This is a genomic window from Mesorhizobium calcicola, from assembly GCF_042682105.1.
GTDB classification, from domain to species: domain Bacteria; phylum Pseudomonadota; class Alphaproteobacteria; order Rhizobiales; family Rhizobiaceae; genus Mesorhizobium; species Mesorhizobium calcicola.
Genome location: NZ_JBHUGY010000023.1, coordinates 24937 through 45000 on the forward strand (window position 1 = coordinate 24937; position 20064 = coordinate 45000).

A 20064-nucleotide genomic window follows, 5' to 3' on the forward strand; every position below is an offset into this window, starting at 1 on the left:
TCAGCGCTCCTTCACCTTGTTGAGGTATTTGACGTAGATGTTGGTGATCGCCAGCACCATGATCAGCACGATGTAGGCGAGTGCGCAGGAGCGCCCGGTCTGCCATTCCTGGAATGCCATCTTGTAAAGCCGGATCGAGATCAGTTCGGCCGTCGGCTGGCTGGTCAGGATGTAGGCGAGATCGAAGGTCTTGAATGCCTCCATGGTGCGGAAGATGACCGCGATCATCAGGATCGGCGCGACCAGCGGCAGCGTGATGCGAAAGAAGGTGTAGAACGGTCCGGCGCGATCGATCGCGGCGGCTTCGTAGAGATGCTTCGGCACCGCCGACAGGCCGGCGAGCGACAACAGCATGACGAAGGGCGACCACATCCAGATATCGGTCAGCGCGACGGCATAGAGCGCCATCTTCGGGTCAGACAGCCATTCGAAGGTGCCGAGGCCGAGTGCATAGTTGATGATGCCGAAGGAAGGGTCGTAGAGCAGCTTCCAGAACAGGCCGACGACGGCCATCGACAGCATCATCGGCAAAAGCAGCAGCGTCGTCAGCAACCCCTTCAGCGGGATGTCGCGATTGAGCAGCATCGCCACGCCGAAACCGACGATCAGCTGGCCGGCGACCGAGATGATGACGTACTTCGCGGTGATGGCGAAGTTGGACCAGACATAGGGATCGTTGAGCAGGTCGCGATAGTTCTGCAGCCCGACGAAATTCGCCGGCGCGTTGGTCGACGCGCGAAAGTCGGTGAAGGAATAGCCAAGCGAATAGATCAGCGGAAAGATGTTGAAGACGATCAGGAACAGGACCGTCGGGATGATGAAGAGGTTGCGGATCGAAATGTCGCTGAGGCCGCGCGCGGCCGCTCTTGAAGACCTGTCCAGCGTGGTGATCATAGTGGTCGCCAAGACCCTGCTCCCGTTTGCACAAAAGGAAACGGAGGAGGCACCAACGCCCCCCTCCGTGAGGCATGATTTGTTACTGACCGCGGCCGTACTTCTTGAAGGTCGCGTTCCAGTCGCCCGCCAGGGCGTCCAGCGTTTCCTTGGCGGTGCCTTCGCCGCCGATCATGTAGGGATAGACACGCTGGTTGAGCTGCTGCAGCAGTTCGGCATATTCCGGCACCGCCCAGAAATCCTTCACCTTGAACATGGTCTCGTAGAAGGCCTTGTTGTACGGCGTTGCGTTCTGGAATTCAGGCGACTTGAGCACGGCGGCACTGCAGGTGTAGCCGCCAAGCGCCGCCCACTTCTTCTGGGTCTCGTCCTTGATGAACCATTCAAGGAACTTGATCGCCTCGTCCTGCTTCTGCGAGTAGGACACGATCGAGATGCCTTGCCCACCGAGCGCGGCGAACTGGTCGCCGTTCGGGCCGGGTGGGTTGGCGAAGAAGCCGGTGTTCTTGGCGTTCGGGTTCGACGCTTCGTTGATCAGCGACGGGAAGAACGCAAAGTAGTTCATGCTCATCGCGGCCAGGCCTTCGGTGATCGCCTGGTTGTCTTCGACGAAGAACGACTTGGCCCAGCCTGGAGGCGTGAACTTGTAAAGCTCCTTGTAGGCGTCGAGCGCTGCGACCGCTTTGTCGGAGTTGATGAAGCCATCGACCTTGTAGGTCGAATAATCACCCAGTTCGCCGCCGTAGGAGAACAGCGCGTTCTCGAAGCCCATCGCCATCGCGTCATAGGAATTGTCTGTGTAGATGGCGATGCCGTATTTTTTCTGGTCCGGCCGGTAGAAGAACTCGGCGATGTCGCGCAGCGCCTTGAAATCCTTCGGCACGTCGAGATCGTAGCCGTACTTGGCCTTGAAGGCTTCCTTTTCCTTCGGATCCTCGAACCAGTCCTTGCGATAGGACCAGCCGACGGCGTCGCCTTCAAGCGGGATAGCCCAGTACTTGCTGCTGCCGCCCGGATATTCGGCGTAGTACTTCACCGTCGCCGGCGCCATCACGTCGCCGACCTTGTGCTTGTTGAAGAAGTCGGTCAGGTCGACATAGTGGCCGCCGGTCGAGCCGGCACCGAGCCATTGCGAGTCGCCGACGACCATATCATAGGCGTCGCCATGGGCGTTGAACTCGGTGAAGGCCTTGGTCTGGAAGTCGGGCCAAGGCGTGGTCTCCACAGTGATCTTGACGCCGGTTTCCTTCTCGTACTCGTTGCCGAGTTCCTGCAAATAATTGGCCGGATCCCATTCCGCCCAGAAGATGGTGAGTGACTTTTCCTGCGCGTAGACGGACGTCCCGCAGGCAAGCGTTAAGCCGATACCAGCAAGCACGCTGGTCACAAACTTGCGCATAATGATTTCCTCCCTTGTGCGCATTCTACCTTGTCATGCGAGCCGGCAACGGGACCGGCCCTGGTAGTTCCTCCCGTGATCGCACCTTTCCGGTTTCGGACCTCCACGCCCTGCCGGAAAATGGATCGCAGCCCTCACTTTCGATCCGCGTTTCTGACCCAATCTGGTATTACCAATCTTGCCTGCGCGTCAAGTCCTATCTTGGCAGCTCGACTTGGCCATTGCTATCGGATTCCGGCTTTATCTGCCTGTTTTACCAAGATTTTCCTACTCAGTGATACGCACAAGTGTTGTCCGCCCCCCCGCACAGCTGTTAATATCAGTAGTCGGCATGCAAATCTGGTCGAACCAGATAGGAGCTATTTCGCGACCGCCGTCGGATCGATACTGCCTCCTTCACTGATCGATTCCGCGACCGCCGCGCGCACCAGCGCCCCGGCGGCCCATTGCGCGACCGACATCATCCTGCGGCTGTCCAGCCCCCAGATATCCTTGAGTACGATCAGCACCTCGACGCCGAAGATCAGCGACAGCGCCTGTGCCAGCCGCTTGAAGTCGCGCGGCGGCAGGCGGCCCTTGAGCGGTGCGATCGCCTCCTTCAGCAAGTCGATGCGGTGGCCGCGGGTGAAGGCGGGCTCGCCGCCCATCGTGCCGGCCTGGCGCCGCGCCCATTGATCGAGCGACAGCTTCAATGCCGCCTTGAATGTGGCCTCGAAGGCCTCGATGCGCGGCATGGCGGTGTCGAACAATTCGATGACCCGGCGCTCGGCATCGGCGGAGGTCGATTGCCAGGTGAGGATTGGCCCCAGCCCCTCGTCGACGACGGCCTGCACCAGTGCGGCCTGGCTCGGAAAATAACGATAGGCGGTGGCGCGGGAAACCTCGGCCGCCTCCGCAACCTCGCTGACCGACGGCGTGACGCCCGCCTGCATCAGCCGTGTCGCTGTCTCCAGCATCAGCCGTTTCGTGCGCGCGCGCGGTCCACGCTCCAGCGCTGGGCCGCTTCCCCGCTCGGCGTCGTCGCTCGCCGTGGATTGTTGACGTGAGACATCCATATCAATACGATACGCGCGTCTCAAAAATTTGCAATGACCTTCGCATCGTCGAACGGCCGGGCAATGAGCGGCAGGTGCATCGCGCATGCCTGGATTGGGGAACGCAATGAAGCGCATCTATGTGGTGGGCACCGCTGACACCAAGGGCGAGGAGCTCGCCTTCCTGGCCGATGCGATCGCCGCAACGGGTGCCGCCGTTTCCCGCGTCGATGTCGGAACGCGCGACGCAACGATACCCGTCGACATCACCGCGAAGGACATTGCCGGCCACCACCCCGGCGGCCGTGACGCCGTGCTCGGCGGCAATGACCGTGGCGCCGCGGTCGCCGCCATGGGCGTCGCCTTCGCCCGCTTTGCGCAATCGCGAAACGACATCGCCGCCATGATCGGCATTGGCGGCGGCGGCGGCACTTCGATCATCACCTCGGGCATGCGTGCGCTGCCGCTCGGCCTGCCCAAGATCATGATCTCGACGCTCGCCTCCGGTGACACAGCACCTTATGTCGATGTCTCCGACATCATCATGATGCCATCGGTGACCGACATGGCCGGGCTGAACCGGCTTTCCCGTGTCGTCTTGCACAACGCCGCCCAGGCGATATCAGGCATGGCGGCCAGGCCGGCGCCCTCGGCCGGCGGCAAACCGTCGATCGGCCTCACCATGTTCGGCGTCACCACCCCTTGCGTGACCGCTATCGCTGACGCGCTTCGCTCGACCTATGACTGCATGGTCTTCCACGCCACCGGCACCGGCGGCCGCAGCATGGAGAAACTGGCCGACAGTGGGCTGCTGTCCGGCGTCATCGACATCACCACGACCGAAGTCTGCGACCTCTTGTTGGGCGGTGTGCTGCCGGCGACGGAGGATCGTTTCGGCGCGATCGCCCGCACCGGGCTGCCCTATGTCGGCTCGGTCGGCGCGCTCGACATGGTCAACTTCTGGGCGCCCTCGACCATTCCGGAACACTATCGCGGTCGGCTGTTCTACGAACACAATCCGAACGTCACGCTGATTCGCACCACGGCGCAGGAATGCCGTGCGATCGGCGAATGGATCGGCGCCAGGCTCGCGCTCTGCGAGGGGCCGGTGCATGTGCTCATCCCGGAAAAAGGTGTCTCGGCGCTCGACATCGAAGGTGGCGCCTTTTTTGACCCGGAGGCTGATGCCGTTTTGTTCGAAGCCATCGAGTGCACGATCCGGCCAAGCGGCACGCGTCGCGTGACGCGCCTGCCGCTGCACATCAACGACCCCGAATTCGCCAAGGCCGCGGTTGCGGCTTTTCTCGACATCGCCAGAAAGTGAGAGATTCCACACATGCCCGCCATACCGCGCAAGGACATACTGAAGAAATTCAGGGGAATGATCGAAAAGGACCTGCCGATCGTCGGCGGCGGCGCCGGCACCGGCCTGTCGGCCAAGGCAGAGGAAGCCGGCGGCATCGACCTCATCATCATCTACAATTCCGGCCGCTACCGCATGGCCGGGCGTGGCTCGGCCGCCGGACTGCTCGCCTATGGCAATGCCAACGAGATCGTCAAGGAGATGGCCTACGAAGTGCTGCCGGTGGTCAAGAAGACGCCGGTGCTGGCCGGCGTCAACGGCACCGATCCCTTCGTGATCATGCCGCTGCTTTTGGCCGAGCTGAAGACGATGGGCTTTTCGGGCGTGCAGAATTTTCCCACCATCGGCCTGTTCGACGGCAACATGCGGCGCAGTTTCGAGGAGACCGGCATGGGCTTCGGCCTGGAGGTCGACATGATCGCCGAGGCGCACAAGCTCGATCTTCTGACCACGCCCTATGTGTTCAATCCCGACGAGGCCCGCGCCATGACAAAAGCCGGCGCCGACATCGTCGTCGCCCATATGGGGGTGACCACCGGCGGCTCGATCGGCGCCACTTCGGCCAAGTCGCTCGACGACTGCGTTGTTGAGATCGATGCCATCGCTAGCGCTGCGCGTTCGGTGCGCAAGGATGTCATCCTGCTTTGCCATGGCGGGCCGATCTCGATGCCGGACGACGCCCGCTACATCCTCGACCGCTGCAAGGGCCTGCACGGCTTCTACGGCGCCAGTTCGATGGAACGGCTGCCGGCCGAGGCCGCGATTGCCCGGCAGACCGCCGATTTCAAGGCTGTGACACGTGGTGGAAATACCACGAAGAAAAAGAAGGGATGAGACGATGACCGACAAAAGCAAAATGTTTGTCTACCCGAAGGACGTCAGCGCCTTCGGCTTCGACTGGGGCAGGCTGGCGTTGACGGTGGCGCCCGAGGTGAATGGCGCGACGCGTTTTTCCGGCGGTGTCGTCGACCTGCCCTCCGGCAAAGGTCACACGCGCCACAACCACCCGGGCGCGGAAGAAATCATCTTCGTCATCTCAGGCAACGGCGAGCAGATGGTCGAGGACGAGAAGGGCAATCCGGTGGTCGCGAAGGTCGGTCCCGGCTGCACCGTCTACGTGCCGGAAAGCCGTTTTCACTCGACACTCAACACCGGCGATGGGCCGATGCAGCTTTTCGTCGTCTATTCACCGGCCGGGCCGGAACTGGTGCTGCGCGAACTGCCGGATTTCAGGTTGCTGCCGGCGGGTGGCAGATAGCTTTTCGGGATAGCAGCTGCCATCCGCTTATGAAGCCCCACCTCTGTTCCATCCCCGGCCCCGGTCGCCGAACATGACATAGCCGGTGTCGGTGACGGCAACCGTGTCCTCCAGCTTGATGAAGCCGCGCGTCGGGTGAAGCATGGTCGTCTCGACCGACAGCACCATGTTCTTCTCCAGCGGCTTGGCCGCGTAGGTGCCTTCATAAGTCACCGGATGGTTGGTCATCAGGAACGGCGCCTCGTGCGTGATCAGGCCCATGCCGTGGGCGAAGAAATCCGTATAGGGCGCGACCTTGGATTTCTTCAGCGCGCCCTCGGCGTGCGAGATCATGTCGCCGCCCAGCGTGCCCGCCCTGACCTTGGAGAACGCCGCCTGCTGCACCGTCTCGACCTCGGCAAGCAGGTCGTCGAGTTCGGCATCCGGTTCGCCGAGAATGCCCATGCGGCAGAGGTCGCCAATATAGCCATGATAGTTGCCGCCGGAATCGATCGACAGCACCTCGCCCTTTTTCCATGCTTGCGGTGAGGCGGCGCGGTTGTGGCTGGAGCCCAGCGTCAGCAGGCAATATTCGAAATGCGCGCCGCGATTGGTTTCCTCGCGCCGCAGCCGCTCGATGATCTCGGTCTTGGTCGTGCCTTCGCGCGCCCAGGCAATGGTCGCCAGCATGGAATCGGTGATCAGTTCGGAGGCCGTGCGCAGCTTCTCCAGCTCCGCATCGGTCTTGATGGCGCGCATGCTTTCCAGCATGGCTGTCGCGTCGATCAGCCTGGCGTCCGGCAGCGCCTTGCGGATCAGCGTGTAGGCGTCCGACGGCAGGAAGCCCGGCTCGATGCCGATGCGGGCGCCCGCCTTGCCGATCTTCTGCAAATGCTCGACCGCGAGGTTGGCGGCATCGAGCGTGCCCCAGCAGGCGGCGTGCAGCGTCGGTGTCCAGAACGGGTTGTTCTGGTGTTCGCCGCCTTCCATGCGGTTGCCGATATAGGCGGCATGGTCGGGCCCGCCCTTCTCATAGACGACCACTGGCAAATAGCGGCTGTGGCCGATCGCATCCATGGCGGCGAAGAAGATGAATTTGTAGCCGCCAAGCAGATATTGCGTGTTGTGCTTGGAGGTGGCCAGAAGCACATCGATGCCGGCCTCCTCCATCAGCCGGTCGACCCTCGCCTGGTCGAACGGGATATTGCTGACGGCACTCTTGCCCGGAGCAATGTTCATCTCTCTCTCCCTGAATTGCCTGAGATCGCTGGCTATCCGCTCCCGATCCCTTGGCCGTGGATCAAATCTGCACCATTTTTCCCACTCTGGTCCAGCCAGAAATGGGCGAAATGGCCTGTTTCAACCTCACCCTCATGTTGTGGCGACGCATTCAGCCAAACCTGGTCCTACCAGATTGATCGAATTGAACCGCTTCCACCAAACTGGTCCAGCGGACGAAAATTTCAAAGCCAGGCGAGGATGCGCCAATTCCGTCTCTGGCGAAACCCTAGGCAAGGCTCATAATCGCCATCGCGAGGAATGCTGGCGGGTCCGCCGGCGTCCGAGGGGTATTGGCGCACCCGGCCGGGTCGCGGAGAGGACGGAGTTCGATCATGTCAGGTTTCACGATTTCTAGACGCACGATGCTTGCCGGCTCGGCAATGCTCCTGGCCTCCACCGCCATGCCGACATCCGGTTGGGCGCAGACGCCGAAGAAGGGCGGCCGGCTGGTGCTTGCCGCCGATTCCGAACCGCGCAACCTCAACCCGGCGATCGTCGCCTCCAACGGCGTCTTCTTCATCTCCAGCAAGATCGTCGAAACACTGGCCGAAGCCTCCTTCGATGGCAAGGACGGGCTTGCGCCACGATTGGCCTTGAGCTGGGAAGGGGCCGTCGACGGGCTCTCCGCCACGTTTAAACTGCGCGACGGCGTCAAATGGCATGACGGCAAGCCGTTCACCTCGGCCGATGTCGCCTTCTCGGCGCTGCAGATCTGGAAGCCGCTGCAGAATCTCGGACGCACCGTGTTCAAGGATCTTGCCGCCGTCGACACGCCGGACGATCTCACCGCCGTGTTCAAATTCGCCAAGCCGACGCCGTTCCAGCTGATCCGCAACGCGCTGCCGGCGCTGAGCAGCGTCGTGCCGAAGCACATCTACGAGGTCGGCAAGATCGAGGACAATCCGGCCAACAACGCGCCCATCGGCACCGGGCCGTTCAAGTTCGGCGAGTACAAAGCCGGCCAATATTACCGGCTGACCAGGAACACGGATTACTGGGGCAAGGATGAGCCCTATCTCGACGAGATCATCTACCAGGTGCTGCCGGACCGCACTTCGGCGGCGAGCGCACTGGAAGCCGAGGAAATCCAGCTCGCCGCCTTTTCGGCGGTGCCGCTGGCCGATCTCGACCGCATCTCCAAGGTGCCGGGCTTGAAAGTGATCACGAAGGGCTATGAAGGGCTGACCTATCAGTTGGTCGTCGAAATCAACCATCGCCGCAAGGAGCTTGCGGACCTCAAGGTACGCCAGGCGATCGCGCATGCCATCGACAAGGATTTCGTCGTCAAGACGGTGTTCCTCGGCTATGCCGCCACCGCCACCGGCCCGGTGCCGAAGAACGATCCGCAATTCTACACCGCCGATGTGCCGACCTTTGCCTTCGATGTCGCCAAGGCCAACGCGCTGCTCGACGAGGCCGGCTACATCAGAGGCGCTGACGGCAACCGCTTCTCGCTGAAGCTGTTGCCGGCGCCCTACTTCAACGAGACCAAGCAGTTCGGTGACTATCTGCGCCAGGCGCTCGCCGCCATCGGCATCGACGCACAGCTGGTCAACAACGACTCGGCCGCGCACATCAAGGCGGTCTACACCGACCACGCCTTCGACCTCGCGGTCGGCCCGCCGGTGTTTCGTGGCGATCCGGCGATCTCGACCACCATCCTGGTGCAGAGCGGCATTCCCGACGGCGTGCCTTTCTCCAACCAGGGCGGCTACAAGAACGACGCGCTCGATGCGCTGATCGCCAAGGCCTCCGGGACGCTCGACACCGGCGCCCGCACCGACCTCTACAAGGAGTTTCAGAAGGAGGTGGCGGCCGACCTGCCGCTGATCAACGTCGCCGAATGGAGCTTCATCAGCGTCGCGCGCGACACAGTCGGCAACATCGCCAACAATCCGCGCTGGGCGGTATCGAACTGGGCGGACACGTATTTGGCGGGCTAGCAAGATCGTCACGGGATGCTTGCGCATCGTTTGGGCGAGTGCTCATCATCGGCGATGAGAGTCCCTTCGCGCTCCCCTCTATCTTGCCGGGTAACGCCGCCGGCCTCACCCTCCCCCTTGTGGGGAGGGTCGACGAGTGGATGCCGCAAAGCGGCAGCCGGTCGGCGGGGTGGGGGTTGTGGCGCAGGCCTAAAAGAGACCCCCACCCCGCTCCGCTTCGCGGATCGACCCTCCCCACAAGGGGGAGGGTAAGCCGGCCGTGACCCGCGCCCTCATGCTCCTGCGCCGTCGCCTGGTCGGCAGCGTCTTCGTGCTGCTGATCGTCGTCGTCGGCACCTTCCTGCTGCTTGAAGCAGCCCCGGGCGACGCGGTCGACGCCTATATCGTCTCGACCGGCGGCGACGCCGGCATGATCGAGCTGTTGCGCCATCGCTGGGGCCTCGACCAGTCGGAGCTGACACGGCTGGCCACCTATCTCTGGGCGCTGCTGCATCTCGATCTCGGTCAGTCGGTGACATTCTCCAGGCCGATCCGCGAGGTGATCCTCGAGCGGCTGCCCAACACGCTGCTGTTGATGGTCAGCGCCACCGCGCTCTCCTTCGGGCTGGGCTCGGCACTCGGCATCTATGCCGGTGCCAGACCCGGCAGCGTCCGCGATCGCTTCCTGTCGATCGGCTCGCTGGCGCTCTATGCGGTGCCGGGTTTCTGGCTTGGCCTGGTGCTGATCGTCGTCTTTGCCGTCGACCTGCGCTGGCTGCCGATCGGCGGCATCGAGACCCTGGCCTCCGACAAGACTGGCCTCGACCGTGCCGCCGACATCGCCGTCCATCTCGTGCTGCCGATTTCGGCGCTGGGCTTCATCTATCTGGCGCTCTATTTGCGCATGATGCGCGCCGGTATGGCCGAGGTCTGGCGGCAGGACTTTGTGCTGGCCGCCCGCGCCAACGGATTGTCGCGCCGCCGCATCGTGCTCGCCCACGTCGCCCGCAACGCACTGCTGCCGCTGGTCACCATGCTCGGGCTGCAATCGGCGCAGATGCTCGGCGGCAGCGTCGTCATCGAGAGCGTCTTTTCCGTGCCCGGCCTCGGCCGGCTGGCGCAGGAGGCGGTGGCCGCGCGCGATACCCCATTGCTGCTCGGCATCATCCTGGTCAGCGCCGTGCTGGTCATCATCATCAACCTTCTCGTCGACATCGCTTATGCCTTTCTCGATCCGCGCGTCGGCGCCAGTGAGACCGGTGCATGAGCCCCTTCCGCCGCTTTCTGCGCACGCCCGAGGCTGTTGCCGGCGCGATCCTCCTGGCAGCGCTGGTCACGGTGGCGCTGTCGGCGTCGCTGCTGTTTCCCGGCGACCCACAAGCCATCGCCGGGCCAGCGCTGCTGCCGCCGTTTCAGGACGGGTCGCTGCCGCTCGGCACCGATCGCCTCGGCCGCGACGTGCTGGCTGAGCTGTTCCATGGCGCCCGGACCTCTCTGGCCGTGGGGCTCGCGGCGGCGGCAGCGGCACTCGCCATCGGCGCTGTGGTCGGCACGCTGGCCGGCTTTGCCGGCGGCCTCGTCGACGAGGTGCTGATGCGCATCACCGACGCCTTCCAGACCGTGCCTGGCTTCCTGCTGGCACTGGCCTTCGTCAGCGTCGTCGGACCGTCGCTCGGCATCGTCGTCATTGCCATCGCGCTCGGCACCTGGACCGGACCGGCCCGTGTGGCGCGCGCCGAAGTCCTCTCCATTCGCGAACGCGATTATGTTGCCAGCGCCAGGGTCATCGGCATGCATCCGCTGGCGATCGCCTTTCGCGAGGTGCTGCCCAACGCCCTGCCGCCGGTGCTGGCCATGTCCTCGGTGATCGTCGCCGCCGCTATCCTCACCGAAGCGGCCCTGTCCTTCCTCGGCCTGGGCGACCCGAACCGGGTGACCTGGGGCGGCATGATTGCCGAAGGCCGCGCCGTGCTACGCACCGCCCCCTTCCTGTCGATCGTTCCGGGCCTGGCGCTGGTGCTGACGGTACTCGGCATCTATCTCGCCGGTGAAGGCATCGTCGAGACGACTGCGGTCAGAAGAAGCCTGTCGTGACCGCGCTCGCTTCGATCCGCGACCTGACAGTGACCTACCGCCGCGACGGCGGCGAGGTGGCGGCGCTGAAGCGTATCAGCCTCGATATTATAGCTGGCGAGCGGCTGGCCATCATCGGCGAAAGCGGCTCCGGCAAGAGCACGCTGGCGCTGGCGATTGCGGGGCTGCTGCCGGCGAGCGCCAGGATCGAGGGGCATATCGATTGGTTCCTTGGATCGACGGGAAAGGCAGGTGCCAAGGCACCCCCCTCTGTCCTGCCGGCCATCTCCCCCTCAAGGGGGGAGATTGCGCCGTCATCTCTGTCCTCACCAATCGCCAACGTTGCAGGGGATGAGGCGACCGCAAAGCTGCCAATCTCCCCCCTTGAGGGGGAGATGTCCGGCAGGACAGAGGGGGGCCTTATAGAACGCAACCCTCAAAAGTCTTTGGCCAAGCCGAGCCAACCTCCCCTCGGCGGTCGCGACATCGGCTTCGTCTTCCAGGATCCGTCCGCCAGCCTCGATCCGGTGATGGCGGTCGGTAAACAGATCGCCGAAGTCGCCCGCACCCATCTTGGCCTCACCTGGTCCCAGGCGTACGCGAAGGCGAAAAACCTGCTCGAACGCGTCCGCCTGCCCGACCCAGACTCGGCCCTGCGCGCCTTCCCGCACCAGCTTTCCGGCGGCCAGAAGCAGCGTGTGGCGATCGCCGCCGCGATTGCGGCCGGGCCGAAATTGCTGATCGCCGACGAAGCGACCAGCGCGCTCGACACCATCGTGCAGGCCGAGATCGTCGCCTTGATCCGGCGGCTGGTGGCCGAGGACGGCATGACGCTGCTATTCATCAGCCACGACATCGCGCTGGCGGCCGAACTTGCCGAACGCATCGCCGTGTTCCGTCATGGCCAGTTGGTCGAGCTTGGCACAAAGGCGCAGATTATCGGCGCCCCAGCCCAAGCCTATACACGCACGCTGCTCGACGCCCATATCGGCCTCGATGCCACACCGCTGCTGAACCGAGCCGGGCTCAACGCATGAGCGTGCTCGCTGTTTCCAACCTCGCCAAGCACTACCGTCGCGGTGGCAAGACCATCGCCGCCGTCGACGATGTCTCCTTCAACATCGACCCGGGCGAGACGCTGGCGCTGGCCGGGCCCTCCGGCAGCGGCAAATCAACGATCGCGCGGCTAGTGCTGCGATTGATCGAGCCGGATGCTGGCCGTATCGACTTCGAAGGCAACGATTTCCTGGCCTTGAATGGCGCTGCGCTCAGAGCGCGACGCGCACGCCTGCAGATGGTGTTCCAGGACCCGCTTGCCGCCTTCAACCCGCGTGCCACGGTGGCGCGTGTGCTCGACGATCCCTTGCGCATCCACGGCATCGCCTCCCGCTCCGAGCGCCCGCGCCGCATCGCCGCCTTGCTCGAGCGCGTCGGGCTGGCGGCTGATCTCGCCCCGCGCGCCATTCATGAAATCTCCGGCGGACAGCGGCAGCGCGTCGCCATCGCTCGTGCCATCGCGACGAAACCGTCGCTGATCGTGCTCGACGAGGCTGTGTCGGCGCTCGACGTTTCGGTGCGTGGGCAGGTCCTCGAATTGCTGCTCGACCTGCAACGCCAGGAACGGATCGCCTATCTCTTCATTTCACATGACCTCGGAGTGGTCCGCGCCATCGCCCACCGCGTTGTCCTTCTCGACGCTGGACGGATTGCCGAGACCGGCGATGCCCGTGTCGTCATCGACGCACCGCAATCGGCCATCGGCAAGGCCTTGGTTGCGGCCGCACCGAGGCTCGACAGAACCCTACAGGATCCAACATGACCGACCCCGAAGCCAGAGTCGAAAAACAGGCGCGCGAACTCGATTCCGCCTTTCGCAACCGCGCCGATCTCGACCGTCTGTTCCTCGACGAACTGACCGGCGAGTTGGGCGCAGAAAAAGCGGAGGCGATCATGATCCGCGCCATCGAACAGCGCGGCAAGGAAGTAGCGGCAGCCGCCTTCGCCAGCTTCGGCGCCAACGACGCGCGGGCGATCGGCGAAGCCTTCCTGGCCGTCAGCCCGGATGGCGGCCGCATGTACCCGACCGATGTCGAGCGCGGCGACGACCATATCGCCTTCAAGGTGAAGCGCTGCCCGCTGAAGGACGCCTGGGTCGAGGCCGGCGTTGGCGACGAAAAACTCGCCACGCTCTGCCGCATTGCCGGCGCCTTCGACCGCGGCCTTTTCGAGGCGACCGGCGTGCGTTTCGATAACGTCACCTGGACGCCGGGCCATGGCGACGGCTGCTGCCACATCGCGCTGACCAACAGAGCCGGCGATCAAACAGCAGACAGTGCTGGTTCGGTTGAGCCGTCGATCAGTAGCCGACGGTGAAGCGCTGCCTGACATGGGCAGGCTTCTCGATCTCGTCGACCAGGACGATGGCGTAGTCCTCGAAGGAAATGCTGCTGCCCTTGTCCGAGGCGAGAAGCGTGTCCTTGCCGAGGCGGAATGTGCCGGTGCGCTCGCCTGCGATGAACAGGGCGGACGGCGACAGGAACGTCCAGTCGAGATCGCCGACCGTCTTCAATCTGTCCAGGAAGTCGGCGCCCTTCTGCGCTTCGGCCTTATAGATCGCTGGGAATTCCGGTGTATCGACCAGCCGCTTGCCGGGTGCGACTTCGAGACTGCCGGCGCCGCCAACGACAAGATAACGCTTGACGCCCGAGGCGCGCACGGCGGCGATCAGCATGTCGGCGTCGCTGTCCAGGAAATGCACCGAGCTGATCACCACATCATGGCCGCGGATCAGGTTGGCGAGACCCTCGCTGTCGAAGACATCGCCCTTCCTGGCCGTCACGCCCGGCAGGGCTGCGATCTTCTCAGGGTTACGGGCAATGCCGGTGACGGTGTGGCCACGATCGGAGAGTTCCTTGAGAAGGCGCGAACCGACGGCGCCTGATGCGCCGATGAGAGCGACTTTTGCCATGTCTTTTTCCGTTTCCTTGCTGGAGGTTGTTGATGGATGGGATCAGGCCGCGGCGATTTGGGCGACGAGATTGTCGAAACTGCCGAACAACGCGTTCGAACCGATAAGCCGGGGCGCATCGTTGCGGATGACAGCGAGCGAGGGCACGCCATCGGCATGCAGGCGCTGGAACAGCGCGCGACCGCGGCCGACCAGCTCGCGATGGGCTGTCATCAGCCCTTCCGTCGGTGCCTTCAGCAGGTCGCCGGCGTCCCCCAGGCCGGCGGCGGCGAGCACCTGGGCAACGCCGTCGATCGTCACGATATCGCGGCCGTCGACATAGCGCGCCCGCTGGATCGCCTTCAGCGCGCTCAGCCGGCGGCTGCGGTCTTCCAGGCCAGCTGCACTGATGCCGAGCGTGGCGGCGTGGGAGTCCAGCAAGGTGCCGCGGACATTGAGGACGTTGCGTTGATAAGCCTGCGTGAACGTCTGTCCGGTGAGCCGTTCGATGCGCTGATCGTTCGCCCAGGCGTGGGCGGCAAAACCTTCATCCATCGGACGCGCGCCGGCACCCGAGAACAGGCCGGTCGGCAGCAGTTCGACGCGCAGACCGTTGGCCGACAACCTGTCGAGCATCGGGGTGGCGCCATAGCACCAGCCGCAGAGCGGATCGAAAAGATAAGTCACTTCTGAATTGCTCATGATCGCTGCCATCCTTGGTAGGGGAATACCGGCTGCCGGAACGTCGAATGTGTTGGCACATCCATGGCAGGCGCCGGCCTTGCGATAAATGGCGCCCAATAATACAAACTGTCTGATTCGATCAGACAAAGGCTGTCGCCTTGGCCGAACTTCTGAACCTCAATCGACTCGCTTACTTCACCACGGTGATGGAAACCGGCTCGTTCACCGCGGCGGCTGACCGGCTTGGTGTCGCCAAGGCGGTGGTCAGCCACCAGATCGGCAGGCTTGAGGAGGAACTGGGCGCAACGCTGCTGCAGCGCACGACGCGGCGTGTCACACCGACCGAAGAGGGCCGCCTCTTCTATGACCGCGCGATGATCATCCTGCGCGAGGCGGAGGCCGCCTATGGCGAAATCTCGCACGGAGCGGCCGAGCCGAGCGGAACGCTGAGGCTGACCGCGCCACTCGACTACGGCACCAAGATGGTGGCGCCGGTCATGGCGGCGTACCTGAAGACCTATCCGCATATGCGCGTCGAGGCGATCTTCGACGACGCGGTGAGCAACCTGGTGGACGAGCAGATCGATCTCGGCATTCGCGTCGGCTGGCTAACCGATTCCTCCAACCAGGCGCGGCGCCTGGGCACGATACGCCAGACCGTGGTGGCGAGCCCAGCCTTTGCGGCAAGCCTGCCGCCCGACGTGACCCCGCGGATGGCAAGATCGCTGGCCTGGGTCGGCAACGCCCAGCTGCGCGGCATCGGCCAATGGCTGTTTTCCAGAGACGGTGAAACCGTGCTGACCGAACTCAATCCGATCATCATGTGCGACAAGAGTCCGGCCGCCCACGCCTGCGTGCTCGCCGGCATCGGACTGGGTGTTTTTCCGGACTACAGCGTCAGCGACGACATTCTCGAGCGACGGCTCGTGCCGGTGTTTGCCGACTGGAGCTTGCCGACCGGCGGCATCCATGCGGTCTTTCCACCAGCCCGGTTCCGGCCCGCCAAGGTGCGCGCCTTCGTCGAATTGCTCGCCGCCGCAGAGAAAAGACGCTCGCGCGGCGGCGCCATGGCGTGAGTCTATCCACGGCGCAAGATCGTTCGCAAAAACTTACACTTGCGTGAAACCGACCCATGTCACTGCCGACCGCTCTGCTTCACCTTCAGCTTCCGATCTACGGCTCGCGTATTCTGCAAAACCAAAACGCGCGCCGGCTTGGTGCCTGACGGGCGTTTTGGTGATTTGGTTGCGGGGAGAGGCTTTGTCTTAGGCCGTAGACTCATAAGCGCGAAGCCACAGTCGCATTGAGGCGAGCTGGATCATGGCGAGGAAGTTAGCTGCCAGTTTGTCGTACCGTGTAGCGACACGGCGGAAATGCTTCAGCTTGGAGAAGAAGCGTTCGATCAGGTTGCGCTCGCGATAGAGGCGCTTGCTGAAGCACGGCTTCCAGCGCCGGTTGCTCTTCGGTGGGATGTTGGGCGTGGCACCGTGCTGCTGGATCAACTCCCGGATACGGTCGGCATCGTAGGCCTTGTCGGCCAGGACGATAATGCGCGGGCCGAGATGGTCGAGCAATCGATCGGCGATCTGCCCATCGTGCGTTTGTCCCGCCGTCAGGCCGAGCCGGATCGGGAGTCCTTGCGCGTCGACGACGACGTGGATTTTGGTCGTGAGGCCACCTCGGCTGCGACCGAGACAATTATCTGCGCCCCCCTTTTTGCCGTCGCAGCCTGCTGGTGCGCCCGAATGGAAGTGCTGTCGATCATCTGGATTTCACCATGATGGGCTCGGCTGATGGCGTCCATCAGCCGAGCCCACACGCCTGCTTTTCGCCAACGCGAGAAGCGGTTGTAGCAGGTGGTGCGTGGCCCATAGCGCTCGGGCAGGTCGCGCCATGGCGCACCGGAGCGCAGCACCCAGAAGATTCCGTTTAACACGCGTCGGTCATCGACGCGCGGCACGCCTCTAGGTTTGTTGGGTAACAGCGGTTCGATCACGCGCCACTCGAAGTCGGTCAGGTCATATCGGCTCATGTAGAGCCTGAATCACAATCCCGCGCGATATGGAAGCGAGTTGGCAAACCCATCAAAATCAGACGTTCCGCGCCACAGCCTAATCGTAGTAGCCCGGTCCGAATGTTATCGCGGACATCACAGGTTGATCGGCTTCGCCCGTCGAGGACCAGACGCCTATACCAAGCTGCGTTGAGGTTGCGCCATCCGGCCCCAAGCGTAACTTCGGGTCGAGAGATTGGAGAATCTGTGTCGCTTCGCCCATCGATACCGAGATAAGAGCCAATCCGTTCAACGTCGGGTTGCTTGGGCTTGCAAACTCCAAGGCCTCCAGGCGCTCGTCAGAATCATAGTAGGCAAAAACGCCTGCATCCGCCCAATAATCTGTCGGATTGCCTTCGGGTGTACGCTTAAACGGCTGGTGCTTATCACCGAAAAATGTCCGAACGCTTCCTTTGGTTGATCCAATCGGAAGACCTCTCAATCCGCCGCCGGGTTCTAATGCGAGTTCAGTCATTCCTCGACAATATGTGCGATCGGTCAAACGACGCAATGATCGCTTTTCACCCATCTCCCTCATTCCCATTTATGGGTTCACGACCTAGAGCACGTCCCGCGATCAATGAATCGATTGTGATGTGACGTCGGGCTTCGCGGGTGATTCAACATCCACTTTGATGAGGTGGATGATGGGAAGAGCACTGAGCGACGATCTTCGATCGCGGGTCTTGAAGGCTTCGGACGCGGGCATGTCTGCCCGGCAGGCGGCGGCGCGGTTCGGCGTCGGCATATCGAGTGCAATCCGGTGGATCGCACGGGCGAAGATCGGCGAGCGGACGCCGCGGCCGCAAGGCCGTCGACGCGCGTCCAGCCTCGATGCGCATAAAGCCTTCATCGTGGGGTTGATCGATGAGCGCAAGGACATCACGCTGAACGAGATGGTAGAGCGGCTGGCGGTCGAGCGATCGGCTCGGATCAGTCGCAGCGCCTTAAGCGCCTGGCTTGGCCGGCACGGCTGGACGTTCAAAAAAAGTCCGCACATGCACTGGAGCAGGATCGTCCCGACATCCTGAAGCGCCGTCGTGCGTGGTTCGACGGCCAACTCGATCTCGATCCGGCAAAGCTGGTGTTCATCGATGAAACTGGACTATCGACCAAGATGGCCCGGCTGCGGGGCCGTGCGCCATGCGGTGAGCGTTGCCGGGCGGGCGTGCCGCACGGCCATTGGAAAACCACCACCTTCACCGGCGCACTGCGGCTGACGGGCATGACCGCCCCGTTCGTCTATGACGGCGCCATGAACGGCAACGTATTCCTGGCCTATGTCGAGCAGGTGCTGGTCCCGACCCTGTCGGAGGGCGACATCGTCGTGATGGACAACCTTCCCGCCCACAAGGCCGCCGGCGTTCGCGATGCAATCGAGACGACCGGCGCGAGGCTCATGTTCCTGCCGCCCTACAGCCCCGACTTCAATCCGATCGAAAACGCCTTCTCAAAACTCAAGGCTCTTATGCGGGCCAAAGCCGAGAGGACAATCACAGCCCTGTGGACCGCCGTCGGATCGCTCGTCGACCTCTTCACCCCAGCCGAATGCCAGAACTACTTCAAGGCCGCAGGTTATGACCCAGATTAAACCGGACGTGCTCTAGTCTTATTTGTCCGGCTGTGTCGGCTATGGCTCCTTGCGGGTCCCTTGAGGGGTTCAAATCCAAGGCCACGGTGAGCCGGATACAAAAACAGCCCGGGCTGGGCCGGGCTGTTTTTATATTTGGTTGCGGGGACAGGATTTGAACCTGTGACCTTCAGGTTATGAGCCTGACGAGCTACCGGGCTGCTCCACCCCGCGTCAACGTTGGACGTAAGCCGTGGCCTACAGATAGGTATATGGCTTGCCAAATGAAAGGGCCGCTTGCGCGGCCCGAGATCCCGTTGGCGGGCCTGTTCATAAAGAGAAGATTTCAACGTGCGTTTAGCAGACCTGGCAGCGACCTACTCTCCCGCGTCTTGAGACGAAGTACCATCAGCGCTGGAGCGTTTCACGGCCGAGTTCGGAATGGGATCGGGTGCAGCCGCTCCGCCATAACCACCAGGTCGGCAAAACGCACGTTGTTCGAGAAGCTTTTTGAGCGAATAGCGAGCGCGAGTAGCCAATAGGGGTTTACCTATCCTGCTTTCTCGGAGCTGTTCGCTGGTCTTATGTGTGCCTTTACAGTTCTTTTTGGTCCTGGCGCCTTTCGAAGCGAAGCTTCGCAAGGTCGACCGACCGTCGGCGCTGATGCGCCGCACCCACGTAGCGCCGCCCGCAGGGCGGAACAAGCGTGAGTGAGAACAGACCATTTGACTTCGTCAAATGGGCATAAGGAATGAGAACGATCAAGCCGATCGAACTATTAGTACCGGTAAGCTTCAAGCGTTGCCGCTCTTCCACACCCGGCCTATCAACGTGGTCGTCTTCCACGGTTCTCAGGGAATACTCGTTTTAAGGTGGGTTTCCCGCTTAGATGCCTTCAGCGGTTATCCCGTCCGGATATAGCTACCCTGCTATGCGGCTGGCGCCACAACAGGTCCACCAGAGATCCGTCCATCCCGGTCCTCTCGTACTAGGGACAGATCCTTTCAATATTCCTACACCCACGGCAGATAGGGACCGAACTGTCTCACGACGTTCTGAACCCAACTCACGTACCGCTTTAAATGGCGAACAGCCATACCCTTGGGACCTGCTCCAGCCCCAGGATGCGATGAGTCGACATCGAGGTGCCAAACAACCCCGTCGATATGGACTCTTGGGGGTCATCAGCCTGTTATCCCCGGCGTACCTTTTATTCGTTGAGCGATGGCCCTTCCACGCGGGACCACCGGATCACTATGACCGACTTTCGTCTCTGCTCGACTTGTCAGTCTCGCAGTCAGGCAGGCTTATGCCATTGCACTCAGCGAACGATTTCCGACCGTTCTGAGCCCACCATCGCGCGCCTCCGTTACTCTTTAGGAGGCGACCGCCCCAGTCAAACTACCCACCATACATTGTCCCGGACCCGGATAACGGGCCGCGGTTAGACATCCATAGTAATAAGGGTGGTATTTCAAGGGTGGCTCCACCTGAGCTGGCGCCCAGGTTTCAAAGCCTACCACCTATCCTACACATGCCACTACGAATGCCAATGTAAAGCTATAGTAAAGGTGCACGGGGTCTTTCCGTCTAACCGCAGGAACCCC

Annotated in this window: 19 protein-coding genes, 1 tRNA gene and 2 rRNA genes (1 of these 22 only partly in view); 11 read left to right on the forward strand and 11 right to left on the reverse strand. The window is 62.7% G+C overall.

What is annotated here, in order from left to right; genetic code table 11:
- The 3 genes from ACFSQT_RS15220 to ACFSQT_RS15230 form a co-directional block, all read right to left on the reverse strand.
- Window positions 1-906, reverse strand: coding sequence for a carbohydrate ABC transporter permease (locus ACFSQT_RS15220; RefSeq protein WP_379019931.1), 906 nt, complete (start codon window positions 904-906; stop codon window positions 1-3).
- A gap of 70 nt (window positions 907-976) precedes the next feature.
- Window positions 977-2293, reverse strand: a complete 1317-nt coding sequence (locus ACFSQT_RS15225) for an ABC transporter substrate-binding protein (protein WP_379019933.1) — start codon at window positions 2291-2293, stop codon at window positions 977-979.
- 359 nt (window positions 2294-2652) lie between these two features.
- On the reverse strand, window positions 2653-3348 hold the full coding sequence (locus ACFSQT_RS15230) for a TetR/AcrR family transcriptional regulator (RefSeq protein WP_379019935.1): 696 nt from the start codon (window positions 3346-3348) through the stop codon (window positions 2653-2655).
- Window positions 3349-3454: 106 nt separating this feature from the next.
- Between ACFSQT_RS15230 and ACFSQT_RS15235 the strand changes: the two genes are divergently transcribed.
- Genes ACFSQT_RS15235 through ACFSQT_RS15245 form a run of 3 tightly spaced genes read left to right on the forward strand, consistent with a single transcriptional unit; the run spans window position 3455 to window position 5948 of the window.
- Window positions 3455-4651, forward strand: a complete 1197-nt coding sequence (locus tag ACFSQT_RS15235; protein WP_379019937.1) for a Tm-1-like ATP-binding domain-containing protein — start codon at window positions 3455-3457, stop codon at window positions 4649-4651.
- A gap of 12 nt (window positions 4652-4663) precedes the next feature.
- Window positions 4664-5524: a phosphoenolpyruvate hydrolase family protein gene (locus tag ACFSQT_RS15240; protein WP_379019939.1), complete on the forward strand. Its 861-nt coding sequence runs from the start codon at window positions 4664-4666 to the stop codon at window positions 5522-5524.
- Between the two features lie 4 nt (window positions 5525-5528).
- Window positions 5529-5948: a cupin domain-containing protein gene (locus ACFSQT_RS15245; protein WP_379019941.1), complete on the forward strand. Its 420-nt coding sequence runs from the start codon at window positions 5529-5531 to the stop codon at window positions 5946-5948.
- A 27-nt stretch (window positions 5949-5975) separates the two neighbouring features.
- Here ACFSQT_RS15245 and ACFSQT_RS15250 read toward each other — a convergent pair whose 3' ends face one another.
- Window positions 5976-7166, reverse strand: a complete 1191-nt coding sequence (locus ACFSQT_RS15250) for a M24 family metallopeptidase (RefSeq protein WP_379019943.1) — start codon at window positions 7164-7166, stop codon at window positions 5976-5978.
- Between the two features lie 374 nt (window positions 7167-7540).
- Here ACFSQT_RS15250 and ACFSQT_RS15255 point away from each other — a divergent pair, with 374 nt between their 5' ends.
- The 6 genes from ACFSQT_RS15255 to ACFSQT_RS15280 all read left to right on the forward strand — a co-directional run bounded on the left by ACFSQT_RS15255 (window position 7541) and on the right by ACFSQT_RS15280 (window position 13576).
- Window positions 7541-9151, forward strand: coding sequence for an ABC transporter substrate-binding protein (locus tag ACFSQT_RS15255; RefSeq protein ID WP_379019945.1), 1611 nt, complete (start codon window positions 7541-7543; stop codon window positions 9149-9151).
- Window positions 9152-9410: 259 nt separating this feature from the next.
- Window positions 9411-10397, forward strand: a complete 987-nt coding sequence (locus ACFSQT_RS15260; protein ID WP_379019947.1) for an ABC transporter permease — start codon at window positions 9411-9413, stop codon at window positions 10395-10397.
- Window positions 10394-11224, forward strand: coding sequence for an ABC transporter permease (locus ACFSQT_RS15265; RefSeq protein WP_379019949.1), 831 nt, complete (start codon window positions 10394-10396; stop codon window positions 11222-11224). The genes ACFSQT_RS15260 and ACFSQT_RS15265 overlap by 4 nt, the downstream gene beginning before the upstream one ends.
- A complete protein-coding gene (locus ACFSQT_RS15270) occupies window positions 11221-12240 on the forward strand; it encodes an ABC transporter ATP-binding protein (RefSeq protein ID WP_379019951.1) in 1020 nt (339 codons plus the stop codon). The genes ACFSQT_RS15265 and ACFSQT_RS15270 overlap by 4 nt, the downstream gene beginning before the upstream one ends.
- Window positions 12237-13022 (forward strand): ATP-binding cassette domain-containing protein, encoded by a 786-nt coding sequence (locus ACFSQT_RS15275; protein ID WP_379019953.1) that lies wholly within the window; start codon window positions 12237-12239, stop codon window positions 13020-13022. The genes ACFSQT_RS15270 and ACFSQT_RS15275 overlap by 4 nt, the downstream gene beginning before the upstream one ends.
- Complete coding sequence (locus tag ACFSQT_RS15280) at window positions 13019-13576, forward strand: L-2-amino-thiazoline-4-carboxylic acid hydrolase (RefSeq protein ID WP_379019955.1); 558 nt, start codon at window positions 13019-13021, stop codon at window positions 13574-13576. The genes ACFSQT_RS15275 and ACFSQT_RS15280 overlap by 4 nt, the downstream gene beginning before the upstream one ends.
- Here ACFSQT_RS15280 and ACFSQT_RS15285 read toward each other — a convergent pair.
- On the reverse strand, window positions 13560-14171 hold the full coding sequence (locus tag ACFSQT_RS15285; RefSeq protein ID WP_379019957.1) for an NAD(P)-dependent oxidoreductase: 612 nt from the start codon (window positions 14169-14171) through the stop codon (window positions 13560-13562). The two genes, ACFSQT_RS15280 and ACFSQT_RS15285, sit on opposite strands and share 17 nt — an antisense overlap.
- Before the next feature lie 42 nt (window positions 14172-14213).
- Complete coding sequence (locus ACFSQT_RS15290; RefSeq protein WP_379019977.1) at window positions 14214-14852, reverse strand: DsbA family protein; 639 nt, start codon at window positions 14850-14852, stop codon at window positions 14214-14216.
- A 140-nt stretch (window positions 14853-14992) separates the two neighbouring features.
- On the opposite strand from ACFSQT_RS15290, the gene ACFSQT_RS15295 reads away from it, so the two are divergent.
- Window positions 14993-15910, forward strand: coding sequence for a LysR family transcriptional regulator (locus ACFSQT_RS15295; RefSeq protein ID WP_379019959.1), 918 nt, complete (start codon window positions 14993-14995; stop codon window positions 15908-15910).
- A 189-nt stretch (window positions 15911-16099) separates the two neighbouring features.
- On the opposite strand, the gene ACFSQT_RS15300 is transcribed toward ACFSQT_RS15295, so the two are convergent.
- A protein-coding gene (locus ACFSQT_RS15300) for an IS5 family transposase (protein ID WP_379018080.1) occupies window positions 16100-16866 on the reverse strand; the annotation gives its coding sequence in 2 pieces (ribosomal slippage) (window positions 16100-16542 and window positions 16542-16866; 768 coding nt in all).
- A gap of 79 nt (window positions 16867-16945) precedes the next feature.
- Window positions 16946-17416 (reverse strand): RNA-binding protein, encoded by a 471-nt coding sequence (locus ACFSQT_RS15305; protein WP_379018079.1) that lies wholly within the window; start codon window positions 17414-17416, stop codon window positions 16946-16948.
- Window positions 17417-17534: 118 nt separating this feature from the next.
- On the opposite strand from ACFSQT_RS15305, the gene ACFSQT_RS15310 reads away from it, so the two are divergent.
- Window positions 17535-18478, forward strand: a protein-coding gene (locus tag ACFSQT_RS15310) for an IS630 family transposase (protein WP_379018015.1) whose coding sequence is annotated in 2 segments (ribosomal slippage) — window positions 17535-17871 and window positions 17871-18478 — 945 coding nt in all. Because the reading frame shifts where the segments join, the coding sequence is not laid out codon by codon here.
- Between the two features lie 136 nt (window positions 18479-18614).
- Here the strand turns inward: ACFSQT_RS15310 and ACFSQT_RS15315 are convergent.
- The 3 genes from ACFSQT_RS15315 to ACFSQT_RS15325 all read right to left on the reverse strand — a co-directional run.
- A tRNA-Met gene (locus ACFSQT_RS15315) sits at window positions 18615-18691 on the reverse strand.
- Window positions 18692-18821: 130 nt separating this feature from the next.
- Window positions 18822-18936: ribosomal RNA gene (gene rrf, locus ACFSQT_RS15320) — 5S ribosomal RNA — on the reverse strand.
- Between the two features lie 278 nt (window positions 18937-19214).
- A 23S ribosomal RNA gene (locus ACFSQT_RS15325) occupies window positions 19215-20064 on the reverse strand (it continues 2007 nt past the right edge of the window).